24 protein-coding genes and 1 tRNA gene are annotated in these 24,589 nt (G+C 65.2%); 13 read left to right on the top strand and 12 right to left on the bottom strand.

The genetic code is table 11. The annotated features are described in order from the left end of the window. Positions 1–87: 87 nt before the first annotated feature. The 6 genes from JEY66_RS04065 to JEY66_RS04040 form a co-directional block, all read right to left on the bottom strand. Complete coding sequence (locus tag JEY66_RS04065; protein WP_016842465.1) at positions 88–516, bottom strand: DUF2948 family protein; 429 nt, start codon at positions 514–516, stop codon at positions 88–90. A 245-nt stretch (positions 517–761) separates the two neighbouring features. Beyond that, positions 762–1,586 (bottom strand): alpha/beta fold hydrolase, encoded by an 825-nt coding sequence (locus JEY66_RS04060; RefSeq protein ID WP_018269045.1) that lies wholly within the window; start codon positions 1,584–1,586, stop codon positions 762–764. Between the two features lie 126 nt (positions 1,587–1,712). Continuing rightward, positions 1,713–2,213 carry a hypothetical protein gene (locus JEY66_RS04055; RefSeq protein WP_038376924.1) on the bottom strand — a complete coding sequence of 167 codons (501 nt, stop codon included), beginning with the start codon at positions 2,211–2,213 and terminating at the stop codon, positions 1,713–1,715. A 180-nt stretch (positions 2,214–2,393) separates the two neighbouring features. Continuing rightward, entirely contained in the window at positions 2,394–2,702 is a 309-nt protein-coding gene (locus JEY66_RS04050; protein ID WP_016848445.1) for a UBP-type zinc finger domain-containing protein, read from the bottom strand. Positions 2,703–2,869: 167 nt separating this feature from the next. Further along, entirely contained in the window at positions 2,870–4,567 is a 1,698-nt protein-coding gene (locus tag JEY66_RS04045) for an FAD-dependent oxidoreductase (protein ID WP_016848446.1), read from the bottom strand. A 40-nt stretch (positions 4,568–4,607) separates the two neighbouring features. Next, the gene (locus JEY66_RS04040; protein ID WP_016848447.1) at positions 4,608–5,015 is read right to left on the bottom strand and encodes a hypothetical protein; all 408 of its coding nucleotides are present in this window, start codon (positions 5,013–5,015) and stop codon (positions 4,608–4,610) included. A gap of 101 nt (positions 5,016–5,116) precedes the next feature. Here JEY66_RS04040 and JEY66_RS04035 point away from each other — a divergent pair. Continuing rightward, a tRNA-Thr gene (locus JEY66_RS04035) sits at positions 5,117–5,191 on the top strand. A 55-nt stretch (positions 5,192–5,246) separates the two neighbouring features. Here the strand turns inward: JEY66_RS04035 and JEY66_RS45030 are convergent. Next, complete coding sequence (locus tag JEY66_RS45030; protein ID WP_256521266.1) at positions 5,247–5,372, bottom strand: hypothetical protein; 126 nt, start codon at positions 5,370–5,372, stop codon at positions 5,247–5,249. A 202-nt stretch (positions 5,373–5,574) separates the two neighbouring features. On the opposite strand from JEY66_RS45030, the gene JEY66_RS04030 reads away from it, so the two are divergent. The 6 genes from JEY66_RS04030 (at position 5,575) to JEY66_RS04005 (ending at position 15,688) form a co-directional block, all read left to right on the top strand. Continuing rightward, complete coding sequence (locus JEY66_RS04030) at positions 5,575–5,895, top strand: hypothetical protein (protein ID WP_016848449.1); 321 nt, start codon at positions 5,575–5,577, stop codon at positions 5,893–5,895. A 226-nt stretch (positions 5,896–6,121) separates the two neighbouring features. Next, positions 6,122–6,868 (top strand): outer membrane protein, encoded by a 747-nt coding sequence (locus tag JEY66_RS04025; protein WP_018269046.1) that lies wholly within the window; start codon positions 6,122–6,124, stop codon positions 6,866–6,868. A gap of 251 nt (positions 6,869–7,119) precedes the next feature. Then, positions 7,120–9,264: a methyl-accepting chemotaxis protein gene (locus tag JEY66_RS04020; protein WP_018269047.1), complete on the top strand. Its 2,145-nt coding sequence runs from the start codon at positions 7,120–7,122 to the stop codon at positions 9,262–9,264. Between the two features lie 321 nt (positions 9,265–9,585). Next, on the top strand, positions 9,586–10,650 hold the full coding sequence (locus JEY66_RS04015) for an MBL fold metallo-hydrolase (protein ID WP_026191925.1): 1,065 nt from the start codon (positions 9,586–9,588) through the stop codon (positions 10,648–10,650). Between the two features lie 184 nt (positions 10,651–10,834). After that, positions 10,835–12,064, top strand: a complete 1,230-nt coding sequence (hemA, locus tag JEY66_RS04010; RefSeq protein WP_018269049.1) for a 5-aminolevulinate synthase — start codon at positions 10,835–10,837, stop codon at positions 12,062–12,064. Positions 12,065–12,178: 114 nt separating this feature from the next. After that, complete coding sequence (locus JEY66_RS04005; protein WP_018269050.1) at positions 12,179–15,688, top strand: PAS domain-containing hybrid sensor histidine kinase/response regulator; 3,510 nt, start codon at positions 12,179–12,181, stop codon at positions 15,686–15,688. Between the two features lie 71 nt (positions 15,689–15,759). Here JEY66_RS04005 and JEY66_RS04000 read toward each other — a convergent pair whose 3' ends face one another. Both JEY66_RS04000 and JEY66_RS03995 read right to left on the bottom strand, forming a co-directional pair. Further along, positions 15,760–16,938, bottom strand: coding sequence for a YncE family protein (locus JEY66_RS04000; RefSeq protein ID WP_050994283.1), 1,179 nt, complete (start codon positions 16,936–16,938; stop codon positions 15,760–15,762). A 193-nt stretch (positions 16,939–17,131) separates the two neighbouring features. Then, a complete protein-coding gene (locus JEY66_RS03995) occupies positions 17,132–17,806 on the bottom strand; it encodes a response regulator (RefSeq protein ID WP_016847047.1) in 675 nt (224 codons plus the stop codon). Positions 17,807–18,156: 350 nt separating this feature from the next. On the opposite strand from JEY66_RS03995, the gene JEY66_RS03990 reads away from it, so the two are divergent. Further along, positions 18,157–19,782, top strand: coding sequence for an MFS transporter (locus JEY66_RS03990; protein ID WP_172649017.1), 1,626 nt, complete (start codon positions 18,157–18,159; stop codon positions 19,780–19,782). Between the two features lie 93 nt (positions 19,783–19,875). Here the strand turns inward: JEY66_RS03990 and JEY66_RS03985 are convergent, their stop codons facing one another. The 3 genes from JEY66_RS03985 to JEY66_RS03975 form a co-directional block, all read right to left on the bottom strand. Further along, on the bottom strand, positions 19,876–20,349 hold the full coding sequence (locus JEY66_RS03985; RefSeq protein WP_016847049.1) for a secondary thiamine-phosphate synthase enzyme YjbQ: 474 nt from the start codon (positions 20,347–20,349) through the stop codon (positions 19,876–19,878). Positions 20,350–20,427: 78 nt separating this feature from the next. Then, positions 20,428–20,940, bottom strand: a complete 513-nt coding sequence (locus JEY66_RS03980; RefSeq protein WP_016847050.1) for a hypothetical protein — start codon at positions 20,938–20,940, stop codon at positions 20,428–20,430. Positions 20,941–20,970: 30 nt separating this feature from the next. After that, positions 20,971–21,594: a 2-hydroxychromene-2-carboxylate isomerase gene (locus tag JEY66_RS03975; RefSeq protein ID WP_016847051.1), complete on the bottom strand. Its 624-nt coding sequence runs from the start codon at positions 21,592–21,594 to the stop codon at positions 20,971–20,973. 274 nt (positions 21,595–21,868) lie between these two features. On the opposite strand from JEY66_RS03975, the gene JEY66_RS03970 reads away from it, so the two are divergent. From JEY66_RS03970 to JEY66_RS03950, 5 genes are all read left to right on the top strand, one after another. Then, the gene (locus JEY66_RS03970) at positions 21,869–22,240 is read left to right on the top strand and encodes an AtpZ/AtpI family protein (protein WP_026191926.1); all 372 of its coding nucleotides are present in this window, start codon (positions 21,869–21,871) and stop codon (positions 22,238–22,240) included. A 72-nt stretch (positions 22,241–22,312) separates the two neighbouring features. Continuing rightward, the gene (locus JEY66_RS03965; RefSeq protein ID WP_016847053.1) at positions 22,313–23,062 is read left to right on the top strand and encodes a F0F1 ATP synthase subunit A; all 750 of its coding nucleotides are present in this window, start codon (positions 22,313–22,315) and stop codon (positions 23,060–23,062) included. Positions 23,063–23,117: 55 nt separating this feature from the next. Beyond that, positions 23,118–23,348: a F0F1 ATP synthase subunit C gene (locus JEY66_RS03960; RefSeq protein ID WP_016847054.1), complete on the top strand. Its 231-nt coding sequence runs from the start codon at positions 23,118–23,120 to the stop codon at positions 23,346–23,348. Between the two features lie 113 nt (positions 23,349–23,461). Then, positions 23,462–24,028: a F0F1 ATP synthase subunit B gene (locus JEY66_RS03955; protein WP_016847055.1), complete on the top strand. Its 567-nt coding sequence runs from the start codon at positions 23,462–23,464 to the stop codon at positions 24,026–24,028. Positions 24,029–24,031: 3 nt separating this feature from the next. After that, on the top strand, positions 24,032–24,517 hold the full coding sequence (locus JEY66_RS03950) for a F0F1 ATP synthase subunit B family protein (protein ID WP_016847056.1): 486 nt from the start codon (positions 24,032–24,034) through the stop codon (positions 24,515–24,517). Positions 24,518–24,589 lie beyond the last annotated feature (72 nt).

Here is a 24,589-nt window from a genome sequence, read left to right as displayed (position 1 = left end):
CAATGGCGCGACGGATAATGGCCGTCAACCCTTGGGGATGTCATTCCGGGGCGGTCCGCAGGACCGAACCCGGAATGACACGCCCAATCAGCCCGGCGCCATCCCAAGGTCGTCTTCCCCGAGATCGGTCAATTCGCACTCCAGGCACTCGACATCGAGCCGCAGCGCCCCGCCATGGCCGAACATCAGGAGCGCGCTGCCGCCCGGCGGGTCGGTGGCATAGAACTCGATCCCGAGCAGTTCCAGGGTGGCTTCCGGGGCCTCCAGGTCGATATTGCGCGACTTGCATGCCAGCACCCGGTCGAACCTCAATGCGGCGATCAGCCGGCGCGAGCAGGTGCCGCCCGACAGGGTCTGCTCCCAGTCCAGCCGGTTCAGGCCGACCACGAGGCGCTTCTCGTCCTGGCGCCAGACGATGTCGGAGGGCTGGACGCGGGCGTCCTGCACATGGGCCGAGATGACCGCGAGGTCATCGGCGTCGAGGGCGATCAGTTTCAGCGGCGCGGGCGGCGACATGACGGTGGTTATAACGCCTCGCGGCCCGGGAGGTACCAGACGGTCAATGGAATTCGAGCCGGAGGAACCGGCTCCGCCCAAACGGCACCTTCGCCGCCCGGCAACCGCATATTGGATCGACGGAGTTCCGACATATCGTCATGGCCGGGACAAGCCCGGGCATGACGAGTTCGTGGACGTCCAGAGCGAACCTCATTCGCCGAGGACGCGTTAGACCGGCGCGGCGGAGAATGCAGCCCCGCGCCTCAGCCCTTGATGAACGCCAGAAGATCCTTGTTGATCGTCTCGGCCTCCGTCGTCGGCATGCCGTGCGGAAAACCCTTGTAGGTCTTCAGCGTGCCGTTCTTCAGGAGCTTGGCCGAGAGCGGCGCGGAGTCGGCGTAGGGCACGATCTGGTCGTCGTCGCCATGCATCACCAGCACCGGCACGTTGATCTTCTTCAGATCCTCGGTGAAGTCGGTCTGCGAGAACGCGACGATGCCATCGTAATGCGCCTTGGCGCCGCCCATCATGCCCTGCCGCCACCAGTTCTGGATCACGGCTTCCGACGGTTTTGCGCCGGGCCGGTTGTAGCCGTAGAACGGCCCGGCCGGCAGGTCGCGGTAGAATTGCGAGCGGTTGGCGGCGAGCTGGGCCTGCAGGCCGTCGAACACCGACTTCGGCAGGCCGCCGGGATTGTTCGCGGTCTGCACCATCAACGGCGGCACCGCGCTCAGGATCGCCGCCTTCGCTACCCGGCTCTCGCCGTGGCGGGCGATGTAGTGCACCACCTCGCCGCCGCCGGTGGAATGGCCGACATGCACGGCGTTCTTCAGATCGAGATGCGCGGTGACGGAAGCGAGGTCGTCGGCGTAGTGATCCATGTCATGACCGTCGGCGACCTGGGCGGAGCGGCCGTGGCCGCGGCGGTCGTGGGCGACGACGCGAAAGCCGTGCCCCACGAAGAACAGCATCTGCGCGTCCCAGTCGTCCGACGACAGCGGCCAGCCGTGGCTGAACACGATCGGCTGCCCGGAGCCCCAATCCTTGTAGAAGATCTCGACGCCGTCTTTGGTGGTGATGGTGGGCATTTGATCGCTCCTCTTCTGCCAAATGTATCGGTTCTCGGCGCGTCAGGCATGAGCGCCCGACGCCGCACGATCGTGCATCGTGTTCTATGCCGCGTGTCGCCGCGAAATGATGTCGCGCGCGTCAGATCAGGCGAACGTGACCGGCCTGAACCGGCGCCAGGCGCCGATGATCACCACGGCGAAGAACACCAGCACGATGCCCTGCACCGCCGCAAACACCGGCCCGGACGGCGGGTTCGGCGGCACGGCCGGCGCCAGCGCCTGCAACGCCGGCACCTTGAGGAAGCTCTGGATGACCAGCACGAAGACGTTGAGATAGAGCGAGACCATCGCGGTCACGACATAGATCGGACGCCAGGCGCCCTTGAGCTGCATCGCATAGAGCGCAATGCAGGCGATCGCGAGCAGCACCAGCGAAAGCCCGCCGATGATGTGCGACGGCAGCAGCTTCTCGGTCACCAAGGGCGGGATCACGAAGCCGGTGGCGCTGGTCAGGATCGTGAGCACGAGGAAGATCGCGGTCAGCCCCGGCATCGCGCGCGAGCCGAGCAGCCCGAACATCACGAGTACACCGGCGACGATTGCAATCAGGCTGATAATGACGTGCACAAGCACCAATGTCGTCATGTGGCGCACTCCCCGCTGAGACCCGCATGCGAGGTTACGATGCGTGACGGAAAATTGCTACATGCTTCGATGGCAGGACGGCCGACATCTCATCTAAAATTTTGCCGGCGCCGGCGATTGCTGAAAATTTTCGCACGTATGTCACACGATGCGGCATCGTGCGCCCTGCGCGAAGCTGTATCAATCATAGCGCGGGATCGGTCCGTCATGCGGCGTCTTGCGCTTCGACAGGTCGAACAGCACCTCGTCGACATAGCACCAGCCCCAGCCTTCCGGCGGATCGTAGCCCTCGATCACGGGATGACCGGTGGCGTGGAAATGCGCCGTGGCATGCCGGTTCGGCGAGTCGTCGCAGCAGCCGACATGGCCGCAGGTCCGGCAGATGCGCAAATGCAGCCAGCGGCTGCCGCTCTTCAGGCACTCCTCGCAGCCGAGCGCGCTCGGCGTGACGTCCTGGATGCCGGCGATATGGGTGCAGCCTTTTGTCATTTGCGACCTCTTACCTTGTGCGCCTCTCTAACCCGTCATCCTGAGGAGCGCGGAACGCGCGTCTCGAAGGATGCACGGCCGCACTCTGGCCGATTCATCCTTCGAGGCTCGCTCCGCTCGCACCTCAGGATGACGGGAAACGTTTGCGTCTACCTCGTCAATCGTACTTACAGCGTCGGACTGCCCGCGTCGGCGAGATAGCCGTGCAGGGCCGCGACGACCTGCGCGCCCTCGCCGATCGCGCCGCCGACGCGCTTTACCGATCCGGAGCGGACGTCGCCGACCGCGAACACGCCGGGCACCGTGGTCTCGAGCAGCGGCACGGCGCGCGCGCCCTCGCCGGTCTGCACGCCGGTCATCACGAAGCCGCCGCGGTCGACCTGCACTCCGCAACCCTCGAGCCAGCCGGTCGCCGGATCGGCGCCGACAAACAAAAAGAGATTGCGGATATCCATGGTGAACTCGTCGGGCGCGAGCCGGCTGCGCCAGCGCACCCGCTGCAGCGTCTCGGCGCCGTCGAGCCCGATCACCTCGGTGTTGAACATCAATTCGATGTTCGGCGTCGCCTCGATGCGCTCGATCAAATAGCGCGACATGCTGGCCCCGAGCCCGCCGCCGCGGATCATCATGTTGACCCTGCGGGCATGTGCCGACAGGTACACCGCCGCCTGCCCCGCGGAGTTGCCGCCGCCGACCAGCACGACATCCTGGTTGGCGCAGAGTCGCGCCTCGATCGGCGAGGCCCAGTACCAGACGCCGCGGCCTTCAAAGGCATCGAGATTGTAGATCTCGGGCCGGCGATAGCGCGCCCCGCTGGCGACCACCACGGATTTCGCACGCAACGTATGCCCGCAGGCGGTGTCGAGCACGAATGCGCCGGACGCTTTCGTGCAGTCGAGCGATTTGATCGAGACCGGGATCAGCATCTCGGCGCCGAATTTCTGCGCCTGGTTGAAGGCGCGCCCGGCCAGCGCCTGGCCGGAGATGCCGGTCGGAAAGCCCAGATAGTTTTCGATGCGCATGCTGGCGCCGGCCTGGCCGCCGAAGGCGCGGGAATCGAACACCGCGACCGACAGGCCTTCCGAGGCCGCATAGACCGCGGTGGCAAGCCCGGCCGGGCCGCTGCCGACCACGGCGACATCGTAGAGTTTTTCATGCGCGCTGTTGCCGATCATGCCGAGCGCCATCGCAAGCGCGGTCTCTGACGGATTGCGCAACACGGTGCCGTTGGGACAGACCACCAGCGGCAGCTCGGCGCGTGTCGGCGAATAGCGCGCGACGAGGTCGGCGGCATCCTTGTCGGTCTCGGGGTCGAGGAAGTGGTGCGGCTGGCCGTTGCGCGCCAGAAAATTCTGCAGCGACGCCATGTTGCCGACCGAGGCGGGGCCGATCAGCACCGGCCCGCCGGCGCCGCCCTGGATCAGGCTGACCCGGCGCAGGATCAGCGCGCGCATGATGCGCTCGCCGAGATCGGCCTCGGCAACCAAAAGCGCGCGCAGCCGGTCGGGCGGCAGCAGCAGCGCCTCGACCACCCCGTCGGCATGGCCGTCGACCAGCGCCGGGCGGCCGGAGAGCTGGCCGATCTCGGCGAGAAACTGCCCCGGTCCCTGGTCGATGATCGGCGCGACATGGCCGAGGCCGTCGCGCTGGGTGATCGACACGCTGCCCGACAGCACCACGAACATGCCGGGACCTGGCTTGCCGGTCTCGAACAGCGCCTCGCCGTCCTGGTATGAGCACCGCTCGCCGAAGCGGCGCATCCGCTCGATCTCGTGCGCGGTCAGGGTCGGAAAGGTCTGCTCATGGCGCGGGAAGGCATAGGCGGTTGCGCTCAGCCGATCGATCGTCGTCTCATCTACAGCCATCTCGGCGACCCGCTTCCTTTAACAATGCGCACGAACCGGGTTAACGGCGCGGCTCGTTTCCGCCGGCGTCATCTACCGAGCCATCGGCTGGTTCGGAAGCCACATCCTCGCGACCGCGCGCCTGCGATTTCCGCCGCTTCAGGTTTTCGCGCAACGCCAGCTTGAGACGATCCTGTCGTGAATCCTTCACGCGGGCTCCGGCCTGCCCGCCGCCTCTGTCCTGATCGCCTGTCATTGCAAAACTCTCGAACCGCCATCGCCCGGCGCGAGCCGAGCATAGCCAATGGCGGATGTCCGCGCACCCTGCCCGGTCGGCCAGTTGCGGCGATATGATTCGGCGGCAAGCGCGGATCGGGATGGTTTCGGCGCGATCGGGAACCCAATCCGGCCAAAATCGGCCGAATTGGCCAAAATCATCGGCGAGGCCGTCGATTTCTGCCGATTTCAAGGGCGACCGGGGCGCTGTTTCGCTTGCGCCAAAGGGAGGCCTGTGGCAAGAACCGCCCGCTTGGACGGGCCCTTGGGGCCGATTCAATTTTTCCCGGGCATGCTGCCGTAGCTCAGTGGTAGAGCACTCCATTGGTAATGGAGAGGTCGACAGTTCAATCCTGTCTGGCAGCACCAGGATCTTCGCAAACAATGGCAATCGCAGGCACGCGGGGCGCCCGCATGCGCTGGATCAATGCGCCAGCAGCGCGCCCATCCCGCCGATCGTCAGCACGACGTAGAACGCGAACACACTGCCGACCCATTTCCAATCGATCTGATCGTGTTCGGGGCTGAGGCTTTCGATGATGCCGTGCATGATGGTGTCCTCCAGAAGCGTTTTCGAGCGAAGCGGGTACCGGTTCGCGTGATGAAAACGCGTCAAAACAAGAATCCAGAGCCGCGTTCCGATTCAATCGGAACGAAAAAAGCTCTAGAAGTCGCATGCGCGGTGTATAGCCCGCACCTCGAGCACGTCATGTGACTCACTTCACATTTTGCCATCGCGGAGCGGACCCAGCGTGACCGGCCCAGAACTGAAGAAATTGCGCGAACATCTCGGCGAGGCGCTGGGCCGCGAGCTGACGGCGGCTGACATGGCGAAGCTGTGCGGGTTATCGGCCGCCGACGGCGCCGAGAAGCTGCGCCGATGGGAAGTCACCGGCCCGACCCCGAAGGTTGCCGCCCTGCTGCGTGTGCTGGCGATGGCGAGCGAGCGCTATCCGATCCTGGAGAAGTTCGACGTGTTCGATCGCCACGACGTTCCGGTCAAAGATCGCGCCGCGCGCCGCCAGGCATTCCGCGAGCAGATGCGCGACGACGTGCGCAAGCGACTAGCGTAGCAGGCGGCTTGGTTAACAGGAAACGCGCGTCGCGCGCACCGTTAAGCCTTGCTTCATTCAGCCTTAAGCGTTCGTTAGGCACAACAAAACGTTTCGCCGCAAAGGCTGCGACTTAACGCTCCGAACAGCCTTCCGGTGACTGCATTTTATTCAAATGCGGTCTAACCCATCGCCGTGGATGGCGCCATTCACGCTGCGCCTCATGACTTGTCCGGAGACTGCCCCCATGAAGAAGTTCCTGCTCGCAACCGCCGCCGTCGCGGCGGCCGTCGCCGCCTTTGGCGCGACCGCCGAGGCTGCCGACCTCGGCTCCCGCGGCTACTATCAGAAGGCGCCCGCGCCTGTTTACGCCGCTCCGCTCTACAACTGGACCGGCTTCTATCTCGGTGGCCATCTCGGCGGCGTGTTCTCCCAGAACAACAGTTTCAACGGTCTCGCGCTCTCTGACTCCGACGCCCGCTTCATGGGCGGCGTGCAGGGCGGCTACGATTGGCAGCTGTCGCCGATGTGGGTGATCGGCGTCGAAGGCCAGTATTCCTGGGTCGGCGGCCACCAGCTCAACGCGATCTTCCCGGGCGGCTACGTCTACAACAACAACCAGCGCGGCATCGGCTCGATCACCGGCCGCGTCGGCTACACCTGGGGCCCGGGCCTGATCTATGTGAAGGGCGGTTACGCCTATTCCGACAACAACGAAACGGTGACGCTCGGCGGCGCGCCGGTCGGCTTCGCGCTCAGCGACAACCACAGCAACGGCTGGACCATCGGCGGCGGCGCCGAATACATGTTCGCGCCGAACTGGTCGGCCAAGGTCGAGTACCAGTACTACGACTTCGGCGACAGCCGCTTCACCGCGCCGGGCGCGCTGGTGCCGGTCGGCAGCTTCCACAACGACGAGCACACGGTGAAGGCGGGCCTCAACTACCGCTTCAACCTCGGCAACCTCGGCGGCCCCGCCTACGGCCGCTACTGAGAATACTGCCCACAACCGATAGTGGAAAAGGCCGGCGCACGCCGGCCTTTTTGCGTCCGATCACGTGCATCGATTCCGCACAGCGAACCAGGACGGCGCTGCGGCGTGGCCGCCCTGAAAAATCCCGCAGATGGTCGCAATTTTCCCGATTTTGTTAACCGGCCGCACCGATACTCCCGCGCCGGGGAAACATCCAAGAGTAGTGGCCAGGATAGTGGCCAAGCGTAGTGGGGCCAGGGGGCACGGGGGCAATGGCGTTTCGGTTCAAGCTCGGCAAACCAAATCTCAAGCGTATCCATCTGCCGCAGATGGGCGTCAGGGGCAGCCTGTTCGCAGCGTTCGCTGTCATCGCAGGCATGGCACTGGTGATCAGCGCAGGCGCCGGCGTCGTGCTGCATCAGCTCGGCGGCACCATGACCGATCTTTCTGGCCGCGACATTCCGCGGCTTGCCGCGAGCCTGCAACTTGCCGCGCAAAGCGCCTCGCTCGCGGCGCAAGGCCCCGGCCTGCTCGCCGTGCAGAGCGAGGACGCGCTGAACGATCGCACCAAGAAGGTGCAGGACGTCGCGCGGCTCACCAATGCGAAGCTCGGCGAGATCATCGAGCTCGGCGCCGACAAGTCCGTGGTCAGCGCGCTGCAGGAGAACGTCAAGAACACCGACGAGGCGACCAAGAGCCTGATCTCGGCGGCGCGCGAGCGGCTCGAGGTCGGCGCGCTGCGCGACAAGCAGTACAACGCGCTGCGCAAGGCGCAGGCGGCGTTCGTCTCCGCCGCAAGTCCGGCGATGCTCGACGCGCAGACCCGGCTCAACGCCATCCTCGCCGCGGCCGAGGTGTCCGCGGACGACGCCACCGAAGCGGCCCGCACCGTCGGCCAGATCAGCAACGTGCTCGCCGCCGGCAATCTGATGGCCGCCGACATGACCGCGGCGCTGTCGGCCAATTCCAGCGAAACCCTCGATGCGATCGAGGCCGAGTTCAAGGCCGGGCGCGAACGCGTCAAGTCCAACCTCGAGGACCTGCCGAACAATCCCGCGATCGTTGCGGTGCGCGACACCGCCTCGAGGCTGCTCGTGCTCGGCGAAGGCAAGACCGGCGTGTTCAAGATCCGCCAGAAGGAGCTCGACGCGATCGACTACGGCCAGACCATCCTGGAAGAGACGCGCAAGCTCAATGTCGGGCTCGGCATCAGCGTCCAGCAGCTGGTCGACGCGGTGCAGAAGGAGACCGACAGTTCGACCTTCCAGGCGCGGCAGCAGATCTCGCTCGCCACCATGGTGATGATCGGCCTCGGCGCGCTGACGCTGGTCGGCTCGTTCCTGTTCGTCTGGCTCTATGTCGGACGCAACATCCTGCGCCGCATCCGCGGCCTGCAGCGCTCGATGCAGCTGCTGTCCGACGGCGACCTCGACACCGAGATCCCGCAGAGCCGCCAGCGCGACGAGATCGCCGTCATGGCCGACGCGCTGCAGGTGTTCCGCGAGAGCATGGTCGAGAGCCGCGAGCTCACGGAAAACCAGAACAAGGACCGCAGCGCCAAGGCGGAGCGCGCCTCGCGCATGGAAGCGCAGATCGTCACGTTCGAATCCAACGTCCGCAGCGCGCTCGGCAGCCTGCAGACCGCGGCGAACTCGATGCAGTCGACCGCGCAGAGCATGTCGGCGACCGCCGACCAGTCGAGCGCCCTGGTCAACGCCGTCGCGTCGGCCGCCGAGGAAACCTCGGTCAACGTGCAGACGGTGTCGGCCGGCACCGAGGAGCTGTCGTCCTCGATCCAGGAGATCGGCCGCCAGGTCGTCACCTCGGCGGAGATCGCCCGCAAGGCGGTGGAGGAAGCCAGCGCCACCGACAGCACGATGCAGGGGCTCGCCGACAATGCCGCACGCATCAGCGTCGTGGTCGACCTGATCCAGACCATCGCCTCGCAAACCAATCTGCTCGCGCTCAACGCCACCATCGAGGCGGCGCGCGCCGGCGAGGCCGGCCGCGGCTTTGCCGTGGTCGCCTCCGAGGTGAAGAACCTCGCGAGCCAGACCGCAAAGGCGACCGAGGAAATCCGCCAGCAGATCGTCAGCATGCAGGAGGTGACGACCACGGCGGTCTCCGCCATCCGCAACATCTCGAGCACGATCGGCGAGATCAACGACGTCACCACCGCGATCGCCGCCGCGGTCGAGCAGCAGGGCGCGGCGACCCGCGAGATCGCCCGCAACATCCAGCATGCGGCGGGCGGCACCAGCGAGGTGTCGAGCAACATCGTCGGCGTCTCCACCGCCTCGGCCGAAGCCGGCACTGCCGCCGGCGAGGTGCTGAGCGCCTCCGACGCACTGCGCCGCGAGGCCGACGTGCTGCGCTCGGAGATCGACGGCTTCCTGTCGAACATCCGCGCGGCGTAGCAACGATATTCCGTAGCCCGGATGGGGCGCAGCGAAATCCGGGACCACCGTTTGTCTTCCCCTTCCCCCTGAAGGGGGAAGGTCGGGATGGGGGTCAGCCGCAGGCGACGCTCTATGTGGAGAGAGCAGATCCCCACCCGCTTTGCTCTGCGAGCAAAGCGACCTCCCCTTTTCAAGGGGAGGTTTGACAAAGTGACCTGTCCCGTATTGCGCTTCGCTTCATCCGGGCTACGGAATTCCGGCGATCTCCCGTCCCATTCTCCGGACGACTATCTGATTTTTCGGCTGGCGCGGCGGCCCGTGTGCCGCTAAGCCGGTAGCATGCATACGAAGACCGACCCCGTGCACTCCTCGGCGGAGGCACTGCGATACCCTTGGGAGAACCATCCCGGCCACGACCAGGTCGTGGAGGTGGCTCCCGGCGTGCTGTGGGCGCGACTGAAGCTGCCGTTCCGCCTCAACCATGTGAACATCTATCTGCTCGCCGACGGCGACGGCTGGACCATGGTGGATGCCGGCTTCGGCAATGAGGAATCGATCGCGGCCTGGACCACGCTGTTCGAGGGGCCGCTGAAGCACGTCAAGGTCACCCGCCTGATCGTGACGCATTCGCACCCCGACCATGTCGGTCTCGCCGGCTGGATCACCGAGCGTTTCGGCTGCCCGCTGTTCATGTCGCAGGTGGAATATCTGCAGTCGGTCTATCACCAGAACCGCGGCACCGAGGAGCGGCGCAACGCGCAGCGGCTGTTCTTCCGCCGCCACGGCATGGACGAGGACCTGACCGAGAAGCTGCTCGGCCGCGGCCAGGATTACCTGAAGCGCGTCTCGGTGCTGCCGCCGTCCTATCACCGCCTCACCCATGGCGACGAGGTCGTGATCGGCACGCGGCGCTTCAAGGTGATCACCGGCGGCGGCCACGCGCTCGACCAGGTGATGCTGTATTGCGCGGCCGACAAGCTGTTCCTGTCCGCCGACCAGGTGCTGAGCAAGATCTCGCCCAATGTCAGCGTCTGGGCGGTCGAGCCCGAGCAGAACTCGCTCGGCGAATATCTGGCGTCGCTGGCGAGCCTGACCACCACCCTGCCCTACGACGTGATGGTGCTGCCCGGCCACGGCGTGCCGTTCTACGGGCTGAAGACCCGGATCAAGCAGCTCGCCGATCACCATGAGGAGCGCTGCCGGCTGATCGCCGAGGCCTGCCGCGAGGTGCCGCAGACCTCCAAGGAGCTGGTGCCCGTGGTGTTCCACAAGCACGTGCTGGACGAGCACCAGATGGGTTTTGCGGCCGGCGAGTTGGTCGCCCATGTCAACTACATGCTGGTCGAGGGCCGCCTGACGGCCGAGATGCATGCCGACGGCATGCTGCGCTTCAAGACCACCTGAAGGCGGCCGGGCGGCAAGGTATCGCCCGGCGATTTGACCGAAATCAAGCCGAACGGCCCCGGCTAGGGCAATTTGCCCAACTGCGACGCATGCCCAGATGTGGGTCAATGCATGGACATTAGAGCTGGAAAAGCTCTAAGAAGAAGCAGTCATTCCGGTCAGGTTCCGCTTTTTGGGTTTGCCGATGGATTACAGCCAGTTCTTCAATACCGCCCTCAACCGCCTGCACGACGAGCGGCGCTACCGGGTGTTCGCCGACCTCGAGCGGATCGCAGGCCGCTTCCCGCACGCGACCTGGCATTCGCCGAGAGGCAGCCGCAACGTCGTGATCTGGTGCTCCAACGACTATCTCGGCATGGGCCAGCACCCCAAGGTGGTCGGCGCCATGGTCGAGACCGCGACCCGGGTCGGCACCGGCGCCGGCGGCACCCGCAACATCGCGGGCACCCATCACCCGCTGGTGCAGCTCGAGGCGGAGCTCGCCGACCTCCACGGCAAGGAAGCCTCGCTGCTGTTCACCTCGGGCTATGTCTCGAACCAGACCGGCATCTCGACGCTCGCCAAGCTGATCCCGAACTGCCTGATCCTTTCGGACGCGCTGAACCACAATTCGATGATCGAGGGCGTGCGCCAGGCCGGCTGCGAGCGCCAGATCTTCCGCCACAACGACGTCGCACATCTCGAGGAGCTCCTGATCGCCGCCGGTCCCGACCGGCCGAAGCTGATCGTCTGCGAGAGCCTTTATTCGATGGACGGCGACGTCGCGCCGCTCGGCAGGATCTGCGATCTCGCCGAGCAATACGGCGCCATGACCTATCTCGACGAGGTGCATGCGGTCGGCATGTACGGCCCGCGCGGCGGCGGCATCGCCGAGCGCGACGGCGTGATGCACCGGATCGATATCGTCGAGGGCACGCTGGCAAAAGCCTTCGGCTGCCTCGGCGGCTACATTGCAGGCCGCGCCGAGGTCATCGACGCGGTGCGCTCCTATGCGCCGGGCTTCATCTTCACCACCGCGCTGCCGCCGGCGATCTGCTCGGCCGCGACGGCTGCGATCCGGCACCTGAAGACCTCGAACTGGGAGCGCGAGCGCCACCAGGACCGTGCCGCCCGCACCAAGGCGATCCTGACCGCCGCCGGCCTGCCTGTCATGTCGAGCGACACCCATATCGTGCCGCTGTTCGTCGGCGATCCCGAGAAGTGCAAGCGGGCCTCCGACCTGCTGCTCGAGGACCACGGCATCTACATCCAGCCGATCAACTATCCGACGGTCGCCAAGGGCACCGAGCGGCTGCGCATCACGCCCTCGCCCTACCACGACGACGGCCTGATCGACGCGCTGGCCGAGGCGCTGCTCCAGGTCTGGGACCGGCTCGGCCTGCCCCTGCGCCAGAAGTCGCTGGCCGCCGAGTAACCCTATCCGCTTCCGACCCCGAATTTGGGCCGGCCGTGCATCGCGCGGCCGGCCCTTTGCGTTATATAATCCGGCATCCGGCCCCTTCCCCGGCCTGGACGGAGATAAGCAGCGATGCTGCACGACTGGGGCGTAATCGCCACGGCGTTCGCCTACATCGGATTGTTGTTCTTCATCGCCAGCCGCGGCGACCGCACGTCGCCGGGCGAGCGCGGCCGCGCCAGCCAGTGGATCTATCCGCTGTCGCTGGCGATCTACTGCACCTCCTGGACCTTCTTCGGCTCGGTCGGCTTCGCCACCCGCACCAGCATCGACTTCCTGGCGATCTATGTCGGCCCGATCGTGATGGTCGGATTGTGCACGCCGCTGCTGCGCCGGGTGATCGCGCTCGCCAAGTCGCAGAACATCACCTCGATCGCCGACTTCATCGCCGCGCGCTACGGCAAGAGCCAGGCGGTGGCGGCGACCGTGGCGCTGATCGCGATCATCGGCTCGGTGCCCTACATCGCGCTGCAGCTGAAGGCGGTGGCGGCGTCGCTGGAGACCATCCTGAGCGAGGACCAGGCGTTCTCGAAAATCCCCGTGATCGGCGACATCGCGCTGATGGTGACGCTGGCGATGGCGGTGTTCGCAGTGCTGTTCGGCACCCGCCACACCGACGCGACCGAGCACCAGCACGGCCTGATCCTGGCGATCGCGGCCGAGTCCATCGTCAAGCTGGTCGCCTTCATCGCCGCCGGCGCCTTCGTCACCTTCTGGATGTTCTCCCCGGTCGAGCTCTACGAGCGCGCCCTGAAGACGCCGGAGGCGGCGCGCGCGATCGAATATGTGCCGTCGATCGGCAATTTCCTGATCATGACGCTGCTGTCGTTCTGCGCGGTCATGCTGCTGCCGCGCCAGTTCCATGTCAGCGTGGTCGAGAATTCGACGCCCGCCGAAGTCACCCGGGCGCGCTGGCTGTTCCCGCTCTACCTCATCGCCATCAACCTGTTCGTGATTCCGATCGCGATCGCCGGCCTCGTCATCTTCCCGTTCGGCGCGGTCGATGCCGACATGTTCGTGCTGGCGCTGCCGATCGAGGGCAATTCGCAATTGCTCAGCCTCGCCGTGTTCGTCGGCGGGCTGTCGGCGGCGACCGCGATGGTGATCGTCGAATGCGTCGCCCTGTCGATCATGGTCTCCAACGACATCGTGCTGCCGCTGGTCTTGCCGCGCAGCGACGACGCCAGGGCCGGCCAGAAGGACTTTGGCGATTTCCTGCTGAAGGCGCGCCGCTTCTCGATCTTCGCCATCATGGTGCTGGCGTATTTCTACTATCGCGCGCTCGGCAACACCCAGCTGGTCGCGATCGGCCTGTTGTCGTTTGCCGCGATCACCCAGCTGGCGCCGGCGTTCTTCGGCGGCCTGTTCTGGCGCAGGGCCACCGCACGCGGCGCCATGGCGGGCATGCTGGTCGGGTTCGCGACGTGGCTCTACACGCTGTTCATCCCGAGTTTCCTGGAAACCTCGACCGCCGGCCTGATGCTGCTGCAGCACGGGCCGTTCGGGGTCGAGGCGCTGCGGCCGCAGGCGCTGTTCGGCGCCGACCTGCCGCCGCTGCTGCACGGCGTGCTGTGGAGCCTTGCGCTCAACATCCTCACCTATGTGCTGTTCTCGCTGGCGCGCGCGCCGTCCTCGATCGAGCTGTTGCAGGCCGACGTGTTCGTGCCCAACGCGCTGGCCCCGATCGCGCCCAGCTTCCGGCGCTGGCGCACCACGGTGACGGTGGAGGACATCCAGAGCACGGTGACGCAATATCTCGGCCCCGACCGGACCCGCGAGGCCTTCGCCTCCTTCGCCGTCGACCGCAACATCGTGCTGCTGGCGTCGGCTCCGGCCGATTTCGAGCTGCTGCAGCATGCCGAGCGGTTGATCGCCTCCTCGATCGGGGCCGCATCCTCGCGCCTCGTGATGTCGCTGCTGCTGCAGCGGCGCACGGTGTCGGCCAAGGCCGCACTGAAACTGCTCGACGACTCCCACGCCGCCCTGCACTTCAACCGCGAGATCCTGCAGACCGCGCTCAATCACGTGCGCCAGGGCATCGCGGTGTTCGATGCCGATCTGCAGCTGATCTGTTCCAACCGCCAGTTCTCCGAATTGCTGGGGCTGCCGCAGCATCTGGTGCAGCTCGGCATCCCGCTGTCAGAGATCCTCGAATTCATGGGCGCGATCAGTCCGCCTGCGTCCGGCGACGGCGATGGTCTGCTGCAGGCCCGTCTGCGCGCCTACACCACCGAGGGCGAGCCCTATCTGGAACGCTTCACGGACCGCCATCTGGTGATCGAGGTGCGTGCCAACCGGATGCCGGGCGGCGGGCTCGTCATCACCTTCTCCGACGTCACGCCGAGCTTCGAGGCGGCGGAGGCGCTGGAGCGCGCCAACGCGACGCTGGAGAAGCGGGTGCGCGACCGCACCGAGGAGCTGACGCGGCTGAACTCGGAGCTCGCGCTCGCCAAGGGCATCGCGGAAGACGCCAACGCCTCCAAGACGCGATTCCTGGCGGCCGCCAGCCACGACATCCTGCAGCCGCTCAACGCGGCGCGCCTCTATGTCACGAGCCTCGTCGAGCGCCAGAACGGCGGCGAGGATTCCCGCCTGGTCGAGAACATCGACGACTCGCTCGAGGCGATCGAGGACATCCTGGGCGCGCTGCTCGATATTTCCAGGCTCGACGCCGGCGCCATGACGCCGGCGATCACGAGCTTCCGGATGGCCGACCTGATGCGCTCGCTGGAGATCGAGTTCATGCCGATCGCCCGCGACAAGGGCCTCGACCTGCGCTTCGTGGCCTGCTCGCTGCCGGTCGAATCCGACCGCTCGCTGCTGCGCCGGCTGCTGCAGAACTTCATCTCCAACGCGATCAAATATACCCCGCGCGGCCGCGTCCTGATCGGCTGCCGCCGCCGCGGCGCCACGCTCCAGATCAGCATCTTCGACACCGGCGTCGGCATCCCCGTGCAGAAGCGCGGCGAGATCTTCAAGGAATTCCATCGCCTCGAGCAGGGCGCCCGGATCGCCCGCGGCCTCGGCCTCGGCCTGTCGATCGTCGAACGGCTGGCACGGGTGCTCAACCACCGCATCGCGATCTCGGCCAATGTCAGCGGCGGCTCGGCGTTCTCGGTCACCGTGCCGGTCGCGACCGCCGTGAACCATACCGCGGCGGTCACCACCGCCACGCCGCTGTCGAAGACGCCGATGAGCGGCTCGCTGATCGTCTGCATCGAGAACGATCCGGCCATTCTCGACGGCATGAAGACGCTGCTGACGGCGTGGGATGCCGAGGTGATCGCGGTGCTCGACGCCGACGGCGCGATCAGCGCGATCGAGGCCGCCGGCGGCCGCGTCACCGGCGTGCTGGTCGACTACCATCTCGACCGCGGCAACGGCGTCGCCGCGATCCGCGAGATCCGCCGCCGCTTCGGCGACGGCATTCCGGCGATCCTGATCACCGCCGACCGCAGCCCCGCGGTGCGCGCCGCCGCGCGCGAGGAGAACATCGCGGTGCTGAACAAGCCGGTGAAACCCGCCTCGCTGCGCGCCCTGCTCGGACAGTGGCGCACCCAGCAGATGGTGGCGGCGGAGTAGCGCGCGCCGGCGCAATCCGGGCGCCTCAACCCAAAATCACATGCTCCAGCGCAAGATCGCCAAGCGTCGGTTTAGTTCGGTCCCATTCCGGCCGACGCCGGGTGTCCTGGCACCTGAAAGCGCTTGCCTGTGTCGGTGACGTTAGTTCCGTCGACCTTGAGGATCGAGAAATCCTGGCTGAGGTAGTTCCCGACCAGGATGTATTTTCCGTCGGGCGTGAAGACCGCGGCCTCAGGCAGTCCGCCGACTTCGATATCTCCGGTCTTGGTCACTTTCTTGCCGTCGATCTTCAGGACCGAGACGCTGCCGTTCTTCTCATGGAAGAACGCATTCTTCATGTTCGAGCCGCGCAGGATCACTGAGACTGCGAGATCCCCCTTCGGGCTGACGCCAAGCCCCTCCGGTCCATCGCCGACCACCACGCGATCGATGATGCGCGGCGGCTTCGCTTCGAGATCGATGACGCTGGCCGTGTCGACGCTGCCGTCCGACGCGCCTGAGTTGCCATTGTCCGACGTCAATGCGATCTTGCTGTTCGGGGTCACTGCGACGTTGTAAGGCCATTGGCCGGCCGGCAGGTCTATCTTGGCGTAGGTGACTTTGTCGCCGGCGATATCGAGCACCGATATCTTGTGCCCGGGAAAACGCGCGACCAGCGCGTGCTTGCCGTCTGGCGCGAACGCGACATGTGCGACACTGTCAGGCATCGATATCGTGTCGGTGATCTTGACGTCAGTGCCGTTGACCGAAAGTACGCTGATCGAACTGTCCCCGCGGTTGGCGACCAACGCCATCTTGCCATCGGGACTGAAGCTCAGGCCTGATGGCTGCTTTCCGCCGGCAATGGTCGCTGCCAGCTTGGGCGGGGTCGCCTTGAGATCGATCACATAGATCTTGTTGTCCGGTACCTGCTTCAGGGCGTCGCCTTCCTTCACCACGTCGACCGAATCCGCGACCAGCGCCACGGTTCCGGTCGGATCGATAGCGACGTTGACCGGGGGGCCGACGACCGAGTTCTTCAATGGGAGAGAAGCCGCAATCTTCGGGTTCTCGGGATCGGCGAGATCGACGATCAGCACTTGATCCTTGCCGGGCGCTGACAGCACCGGCTTGCCGTCGTCGTCCCACAACAGCTTCTCGTCCAGGCCGACGATCATCAGGGGCTTGGCCTGAGCGCAATTGAAAGAGCTGGTACCGAGAAGGATTGCCGCAGCCAGAGATAGTCCGGCGACGCGAGTCACTGAAGTCATGGCGTTCTCCCCAAAAGCACGCGGCCTCTCACGGGCCGATGCCGGACAGGATACTCGGTTTTCGACCGATGCGCAGTTTGAATGGGATCAGGATGGCTTCGCGGAAGCGTGCCATCGGGCGTGCTTTCGCGCCACCCGTCGGCTCGCAATGCCGTGCCCTGAGCCCGGCAATCATGGCCGGAGTTGCTCGGGACTACGTCGGCGGCGTGCCCTGGCGCCACTGGCCGCCGGCGATCTTGGCGGCGGCGATCACGGCCTGGGTGCGGCTTTCGACGCCGAGCTTCTGCAGGATCGCCGAGACATGGGCCTTGATGGTCGCTTCGGAGACGCCGAGCTCATAGGCGATCTGCTTGTTGAGCAGCCCCTCGGACAGCATCATCAGCACCCGCACCTGCTGCGGGGTCAGCGTGACCAGGCGGTCGCGCAGCCGCGTCATGTCGGGATCGCCGGCCGCCGACAGATCGGTGTCCGGCGGAACCCAGACGTCGCCTTCCATCACCTTCATGATGGCATCGCGCAGGGTCTCGACGCCGAAGCGCTTGGGGATGAAACCGGAGGCGCCGAAGTCGAGCGAGCGGCGGATGGTTCCGGCATCGTCACTGGCGGAGACGATGACCACCGGGATCGCCGGGTATTGCGCCCGCAGATAGATCAGGCCGGAGAAGCCGCTGATCCCGGGCATGCTCAGGTCGAGCAGGATCAGGTCGACCTCGGAGTCCCGTTCCAGCAACGCGGTCAGATCCTCGAACGATCCGGCCTCGCTGATCGTGGCCGAACTCACGACGCTCGAAACCGCCTGGCGCAATGCATCACGGAACAGCGGATGATCGTCGGCGATGACAAGATGAGTATTGGCAGCAGTAGTCATCTCAGTCCCACAAGCGGGCTTTCAAAGCCCGCGCCGTTCGGTTGTCGCCCGCGCGGCAGTATCACGCAAGGGCTCGATAATACCAGATGCCAACGCAGTTAATCCGCCGAGCTTGTGCGCTGCAATAGACGCATGTGAGGGCGCTCCTTTTGGCTCTCTGCCTGAAGATAAGTTCAACCCTGCAAAAGCCAAAAGTCTTATTGGGGCGGGTTTCACTGCGATGTTACCTTGAATCAAGCTTGAGGCTTATTCGAGCCTGACCCGGCAGGCGGGACGAGCATGGCAGCAATAATTCGGGGGGAGCAATCCAGATGTCCACAATGACGGCAACTTCGGCGCGGCCCGCCGGCATGACGAAGGATGAGCGGTTCGTCATCCTCGCTTCGTCGCTCGGCACCGTGTTCGAGTGGTACGACTTCTATCTCTACGGTTCGCTGGCCGGGATCATCGGCGCGCAGTTCTTCTCCGACTATCCGCCGGCGACCCGCGACATCTTCGCGTTGCTGGCCTTCGCCGCGGGCTTCCTGGTGCGCCCGTTCGGCGCGATCGTGTTCGGCCGGGTCGGCGACATCGTCGGCCGCAAATACACCTTCCTCGTCACCATCCTGATCATGGGTCTGTCGACCTTCATCGTCGGCCTGTTGCCCAACGCCAAGACCATCGGCCTCGCCGCGCCGATCATCCTGATCTCGCTGCGCCTGCTGCAGGGCCTCGCGCTCGGCGGCGAGTATGGCGGTGCTGCGACCTATGTCGCCGAGCACGCGCCAAACGGCAGGCGCGGCTATTACACCTCGTTCATCCAGACCACCGCAACGCTCGGCCTGTTCCTGTCGCTGCTGGTGATCCTGTTCACCCGCTCGATCACCGGCGAGAAGGATTTCGCGGACTGGGGCTGGCGCATTCCGTTCCTGGTGTCGGTGCTGCTGCTCGGCATCTCGGTCTGGATCCGGCTGCGGCTGAATGAATCGCCGGTGTTCCAGCGCATGAAGGACGAAGGCAAGAGCTCGAAGGCGCCGCTGACGGAAGCCTTCGCCAACTGGGGGAACGCCAAGATCGTGCTTCTGGCACTGCTCGGCGGCACCATGGGTCAGGGCGTGGTGTGGTACACTGGCCAGTTCTATGCGCTGTTCTTCCTGCAATCGATCCTCAAGGTCGACGGCTACACCGCGAACCTTCTGATCGCCTGGTCGTTGCTGTTCGGCACTGGCTTCTTCATCGTGTTCGGTGCGCTGTCCGACCGGATCGGACGCAAGCCGATCATCCTGGCGGGCTGCGCGATCGCGGCGCTGACCTTCATTCCGATCTTCAAGATGATCTCCTCCAACGCCAACCCGGCGCTGGAGAGGGCGATCGAATCGACCAAGGTCGAGGTGGTTGCCGATCCCGCAGGCTGCGGCGACCTGTTCAACCCGGTCGGCACCCGCGTGTTCACCGCGCCCTGCGACACTGCCCGCGCCTTCCTCGCCCAATCGTCGGTCAAGTACTCGACGACCTATGGCGCGGCCGGATCCGGCGTGAAGGTCGTCGTCAACGGCAAGGACGTCCCCTACGCCAACGCCAAGGACGGCAATGCGGCAATCACCACCGCGGTGGCCGCCGCCGGCTATCCGAAGGCGGGCGATGCGGGCATCGTGAAGATGTCGCATCCGTTCGACATCTTCCGCCCGCAGGTCGCGGCCGTGATCGGCTTGCTGTTCATTTTGGTGATCTTCGTCACCATGGTGTACGGCCCGATCGCCGCGATGCTGGTCGAGCTGTTCCCGACCAAGATCCGCTACACCTCGATGTCGCTGCCCTATCACATCGGCAACGGCTGGTTCGGCGGGTTGTTGCCTGCGACCGCGTTCGCGATCGTGGCCTCGACCGGCGATATCTATGCCGGCCTCTGGTATCCGATCATCTTCGCCGCCATCACGGCGGTGGTCGGCCTGATCTTCCTGCCGGAGACCAAGGACGTCGACATCAGCAAGACCTGACCCGTCGACATCGCGATCAAAATGCATCGGCCGCGGAGCGATCCGCGGCCGATGTCATTTGGAGGCCACGTCTTAAAAGACAGGTCCAGCGCATCAGCGCGTGGCGCCGACGAATTGCAGCACGATCTCGCGCCGGTGCGGACGGGCGCGATGCTCGATCAGATAGATGCCCTGCCAGGTGCCGAGCGCCATCTCGCCGTCGAGCACGGGGACTTGCAGCGAGGTCGCCGTCAGCATGGTCTTGATGTGCGCCGGCATGTCGTCAGGGCCTTCGGTGTCATGACGCCAGCCGCCGTCTTCGGGCGCCGCACGGTCGAGCGCCGTCTTCAGGTCGACCAGCACGGTCGGATCGGCATTCTCCTGGATCGTCAGCGAGGCCGAGGTGTGGCGGATGAACAGCGTGACCGCACCCTCGCCGGCGCGCACCTCGCGCAGGAATTTGGCGACCTCGCGCGTGATGTCGGTAAAGCCGGCGCCCGACGTTTCGACCGCCAGGCGCGACGACACGATGCTGGTTGCCGCGACGGAGGATGGCGCCGAGTGCGTGATGGTCCTCGATGAATTCATCTGTAACTTTCACCATGTCGTCCCGGCCTAGTGCGCAATTGCGCACGGGAGCCGGGACGACATTGGAGCAGCGTCACCTCAAATCTTGCCGCCATTGATGTCGCGCTGCACGCGGTTGGCCATCTCGATCAGCCGCCGCCAGGCTCGCTCCACGAACGACATCATGCGATCCATGTCGCGGTCGCTCGGCAGCGGGATCTCGATCTTGCGCTCGCCCTCGGCGCTCTTCGGCTCTGGCTTCTTCAACGAATCCGATTTCGGCAACGCCTCGTCGGTCTTGGCCGACGGTGCGCGCGCGGCGAGCTCGCCCTTGAGCTTGTCATTGTCGGCTTGCAGACGCCCGATCTCTGCATCCAGCGCCGCCCGCTCGTCCGGCACCATGTAACAGGCCCAGCCGGCGCTGGAATTGGTGCAGGTCGACACCGCGCCGGTGCGCGTGTCGAGCCGCAGGAAACCGTCGCCGGCCGGAGACAAGGCGTAGCGGCCATTCTCGGTGTCCGGTGCGGTTTGCGCGATCGCCGCGCCGCCGCTTGCGATCAGGATGGCAGCAATTGCGATGGACAATTTCGACGGCGACATCGCGATGGGCATGGCTTGCTCCGCCTCGACCTGATTCCTGCCCTAGACCACAGAGCTATAGGGCTTGCGGCCTGACTTCAACGCGTCTTCAAGCAATTCAATCCGGTCCTGGCCCCAGAACACCTCGCCATCGAGCACGTATCCGGGCGAGCCGAACACGTCGGCGTCCAGTGCATTCTGGCGATTCTGCTCATAGGCCGCGCTGATCGCTTCAGTGCCGGAGCGCTCGACCAGCTGCCGGCCGGGCAAACCGGCATCGTCGGCGAGCTTCACCAGTGTCGCAGGATCGGCAAGATTAAGCTGCTGCTCCCAGACCGCAGGATAGGCCCGTTGCAGGAACGGCTCGGGGTCGAGGCCGGCCTCGAGCATCGCGATTACTACACCATCGGCGAGGCGCCCGTTGAACGGCCAGTTGGCCGGCTGCAGATGAAAATTCAGCCCGCGCTTGTCGCGCCAGCGCTGCAACTCGATCATCCGATAGCGCTGCCGCACCGGATGGCGCTTGGCGAGCGGCAGCCCGCCGGTCTCCGAAAACAGATCGACCAGCAGCACAGGTCGGTAATTTACCTTGAGATCGTAAGTGCTTACGAGTCGAACGAAAGGCTTGTGGCCGATATAGGCCCAGGGCGATTGCAGCGAGAAGTAGTAGTCGATCTGGCGCGGCATGCGGAATCTGACTGGGTGAGAGGACGGGACTTTCGGCGATCCCAGCAGAGCGGGAAAAGCCACGCAATATCGCTCAATGCCACGCAAGCTGTTGCACTGCGATCACTGCGTCACTCTGACCTTGAATATCTTCCAATAAAACCAGCAGAATCAAAGCAATAACTGGTCACGACGCAATCTTGACTTGATTAGACGCGGTAAGTATGGTCCGCGCGGCTTTTGACGGGGACGGGCGCAATTTCCATCATCCGCGGCATCGGTTAGTGTTTGCAGCATGGCTGAGAACACCAACGACGGCGCAAATGGAAGTCGCGATCAATCGCCTCCTGACGAAGCTGCGCTTTCCGCAAGGCTCGGAAGTCTCGATCATCGGTTGTCAGAAATTCGCGACAGCCGCAGGAGCAAGACTGATCAATCCGGAAATGAAAGCGGGGACAGTGCGGCCAGAGCTTCGGCGATGGCGCTCGGTTTTCGTCTTTCCTCGGAGCTGATCGCGGGCGTTGCCGTCGGAGCGGCGATTGGCTGGGGGGTCGACCGTTTGCTGTCGACGTCGCCATTCGGCTTCATCGTGTTAACGCTGCTCGGCTTCGTCGCCGGGGTGGTCAACGTGGTGAGGTCCGCGGGCGTGGCCTCGGGCAAGCGCTGAGCGCTGGCGGGAAGTCACGACATTTGAAATTCGATTACCGGCACGATAGCCGGTGGACCAAGAGCCGCGCGGATGAAAATCGACCCGATCCACCAGTTCAATATCGAGCCCCTCTTCACGCTCGGCCACATCGGCAATCACACGATCGCCTTCACCAATTCCTCGCTCTTCATGCTCATCGCGGTGCTGCTGATTGCGCTGCTGATGCTGGCGAGCGGCCGGGAACTGGTTCCGGGACGGCTGCAGTCGGTCGCCGAAATCTCCTACGAGTTCGTCGCCACCACGATTCGCAGCACGGCCGGCGCGGAAGGCATGAAGTTCTTCCCGCTGATCTTCTCGCTCTTCATGTTCCTCTGCGTGTCGAACCTGGTCGGCGTCATCCCCTACACCTTCACGATCGCGAGCCATCTGATCGTCACCGCGGCGCTCGCCCTTCTGGTGTTCTTCACCGTCCTGATCTATGGCGTCTACAAGAACGGCCTGAAATTCTTCAGCATCTTCGTCCCCCACGGCGTTCCGATCTACATCCTGCCGCTGGTCATGTTCATCGAGATCCTGTCGTTCTTCCTGCGGCCGGTCTCGCACAGCGTTCGTCTGTTCGCCAACATGCTGGCCGGCCACATCGCGCTGAAGGTGTTCGCGGGCTTCGTCGCGATGCTCGGCTTCTCGCTGGGCGCGCTCGGCTGGGTCGGCGGCGTGCTGCCGCTGGCGCTCACGATTGCGCTGTACGCCCTCGAACTGCTGGTCGCGTTCCTGCAGGCCTACGTGTTCGCGATCCTGACCTGCATCTACCTCAACGACGCCATTCATCCGGGACACTAAGCGGTCCGGGGAATCTCCACCCACCAATCTGTCTATCTTTCTCAAGGAGCTACATATGGAACCGGCAGCAGCAAAACTTATCGGCGCGGGCATCGCGTGCATCGGCATGGGCGGCGCGGGCGTCGGCGTGGGCATCATCTTCGGCAACTACCTCGCCGCTGCGGTGCGTAACCCGTCGGCCGCTCAGGGCCAGTTCGGCAACCTGATCTTCGGCTTCGCCGTGACCGAAGCGCTCGGCATCTTCTCGCTGCTGATCGCGCTGCTCCTGCTGTTCGTTCCGCTCTGAGCGGCACCCCGGTTCCGCTCTGCGGCAACCCGGTTCCGCACCAGCGGTAACCTCTTCGCGCCGCCCAAAGGTCATCCCAAGGGCGGCGCGCATGACAGCAACAGGAGAACACCATGGCTGAGAGTCATGGCGAGGCAAAAGGCCAGAAAGCCGGCGCCCACACCGAGACCGACGGCGGACATCACGGCGGAGCCTTTCCGCCGTTCGATTCGTCCAATTTCGCCTCGCAGCTGGTGTCGCTGGCGATTGCCTTTGTCGCGCTCTACCTGATCGTGTCGCGTTTCGCCCTGCCGCGGGTCGGCGGGACGATCGACGCACGTCAGAACAAGATCGAGGGCGATCTGGCCGAAGCGCAGAAGCTGAAGGACGAGTCCGACGCGGCGCTGAAGGCCTACGAGACCGAGCTGGCGAATGCGCGCGCCAACGCGCAGGCGATCGGCAACGAGACCCGCGAGAAGCTGAACGCGGCCTCGGAAGCCGAGCGCAAGGCGCTGGAAGAGAAGCTGGCGGCAAAGCTCGCCGACGCCGAGAAGCAGATCGCAACGACCCGGACCAACGCCATGAGCAATGTCCGCGGCATCGCGGCGGATGCGGCCGGCGCCATCGTCCAGCAACTCGCCGGCGTCACGCCGGACGCCAATGCGGTCAACAGCGCCGTCGACGCGTCGCTGAAGGGATAGACGATGTTTTACGAACCGGAAACCTGGGTTGCGATCGCCTTCGTCATTCTGCTGGTCGTGTTCGGCTATCTCGGCGTCCATCGCACCCTGCTGACGGCGCTCGACCACCGTGCCGAGCGCATCAAGGCCGAGCTGGAAGACGCCCGCCGCCTGAAGGACGAGGCCAATAAGCTGCTCGGCGAGTACAAGGCGCGCCGCGCCAGCGCGGAGCGCGAGGCCGAGGAGATCATCTCCAGCGCCAAGGCCGAAGCCGAGCGGATCGCGGCCGAAGCCAAGATCAAGATGGAAGATTTTGTCGCCCGGCGGACCAAGACCGCCGAGAGCAAGATCGCCCAGGCCGAGGCCCAGGCCGTGGCCGATGTCCGCGCCGCCGCGGCCAACGCCGCCGTGACCGCCGCCTCGACCATCCTGTCGCAATCGGTCAAGGGCTCGGTTGCCGACGACCTCGTCGGCAAGGGCATCGCCGAAGTCCGCTCCAAGCTGAACTGACGCGATCTCAACCCCTTCGACAAAAGGCCGGCGCGAGCTCATCGCGCCGGCCTTTTCGTTTGTCCAGATTCG

Source organism: Bradyrhizobium elkanii USDA 76 (assembly GCF_023278185.1).
Lineage (GTDB): Bacteria > Pseudomonadota > Alphaproteobacteria > Rhizobiales > Xanthobacteraceae > Bradyrhizobium > Bradyrhizobium elkanii.
Note: the sequence above shows the minus strand (reverse complement) of the source record. Positions and strands in the feature narration are given on the sequence as shown.

Coding starts and splice junctions, on each gene's coding strand:
- hemA (WP_018269049.1), top strand. CDS start 10,835: ATGGATTACAGCCAGTTCTTCAATACCGCCCTCAACCGCCTGCACGAC.
- JEY66_RS04050 (WP_016848445.1), bottom strand. CDS start 2,702: ATGACAAAAGGCTGCACCCATATCGCCGGCATCCAGGACGTCACGCCG.
- JEY66_RS03990 (WP_172649017.1), top strand. CDS start 18,157: ATGACGAAGGATGAGCGGTTCGTCATCCTCGCTTCGTCGCTCGGCACC.
- JEY66_RS03955 (WP_016847055.1), top strand. CDS start 23,462: ATGGCTGAGAGTCATGGCGAGGCAAAAGGCCAGAAAGCCGGCGCCCAC.
- JEY66_RS04055 (WP_038376924.1), bottom strand. CDS start 2,213: ATGACGACATTGGTGCTTGTGCACGTCATTATCAGCCTGATTGCAATC.
- JEY66_RS03995 (WP_016847047.1), bottom strand. CDS start 17,806: ATGACTACTGCTGCCAATACTCATCTTGTCATCGCCGACGATCATCCG.
- JEY66_RS04065 (WP_016842465.1), bottom strand. CDS start 516: ATGTCGCCGCCCGCGCCGCTGAAACTGATCGCCCTCGACGCCGATGAC.
- JEY66_RS03970 (WP_026191926.1), top strand. CDS start 21,869: ATGGCTGAGAACACCAACGACGGCGCAAATGGAAGTCGCGATCAATCG.
- JEY66_RS04020 (WP_018269047.1), top strand. CDS start 7,120: ATGGCGTTTCGGTTCAAGCTCGGCAAACCAAATCTCAAGCGTATCCAT.
- JEY66_RS03975 (WP_016847051.1), bottom strand. CDS start 21,594: ATGCCGCGCCAGATCGACTACTACTTCTCGCTGCAATCGCCCTGGGCC.
- JEY66_RS04045 (WP_016848446.1), bottom strand. CDS start 4,567: ATGGCTGTAGATGAGACGACGATCGATCGGCTGAGCGCAACCGCCTAT.
- JEY66_RS03985 (WP_016847049.1), bottom strand. CDS start 20,349: ATGAATTCATCGAGGACCATCACGCACTCGGCGCCATCCTCCGTCGCG.
- JEY66_RS45030 (WP_256521266.1), bottom strand. CDS start 5,372: ATGCACGGCATCATCGAAAGCCTCAGCCCCGAACACGATCAGATCGAT.
- JEY66_RS04025 (WP_018269046.1), top strand. CDS start 6,122: ATGAAGAAGTTCCTGCTCGCAACCGCCGCCGTCGCGGCGGCCGTCGCC.
- JEY66_RS03960 (WP_016847054.1), top strand. CDS start 23,118: ATGGAACCGGCAGCAGCAAAACTTATCGGCGCGGGCATCGCGTGCATC.
- JEY66_RS04005 (WP_018269050.1), top strand. CDS start 12,179: ATGCTGCACGACTGGGGCGTAATCGCCACGGCGTTCGCCTACATCGGA.
- JEY66_RS03965 (WP_016847053.1), top strand. CDS start 22,313: ATGAAAATCGACCCGATCCACCAGTTCAATATCGAGCCCCTCTTCACG.
- JEY66_RS03980 (WP_016847050.1), bottom strand. CDS start 20,940: ATGCCCATCGCGATGTCGCCGTCGAAATTGTCCATCGCAATTGCTGCC.
- JEY66_RS04000 (WP_050994283.1), bottom strand. CDS start 16,938: ATGACTTCAGTGACTCGCGTCGCCGGACTATCTCTGGCTGCGGCAATC.
- JEY66_RS04060 (WP_018269045.1), bottom strand. CDS start 1,586: ATGCCCACCATCACCACCAAAGACGGCGTCGAGATCTTCTACAAGGAT.
- JEY66_RS03950 (WP_016847056.1), top strand. CDS start 24,032: ATGTTTTACGAACCGGAAACCTGGGTTGCGATCGCCTTCGTCATTCTG.
- JEY66_RS04015 (WP_026191925.1), top strand. CDS start 9,586: ATGCATACGAAGACCGACCCCGTGCACTCCTCGGCGGAGGCACTGCGA.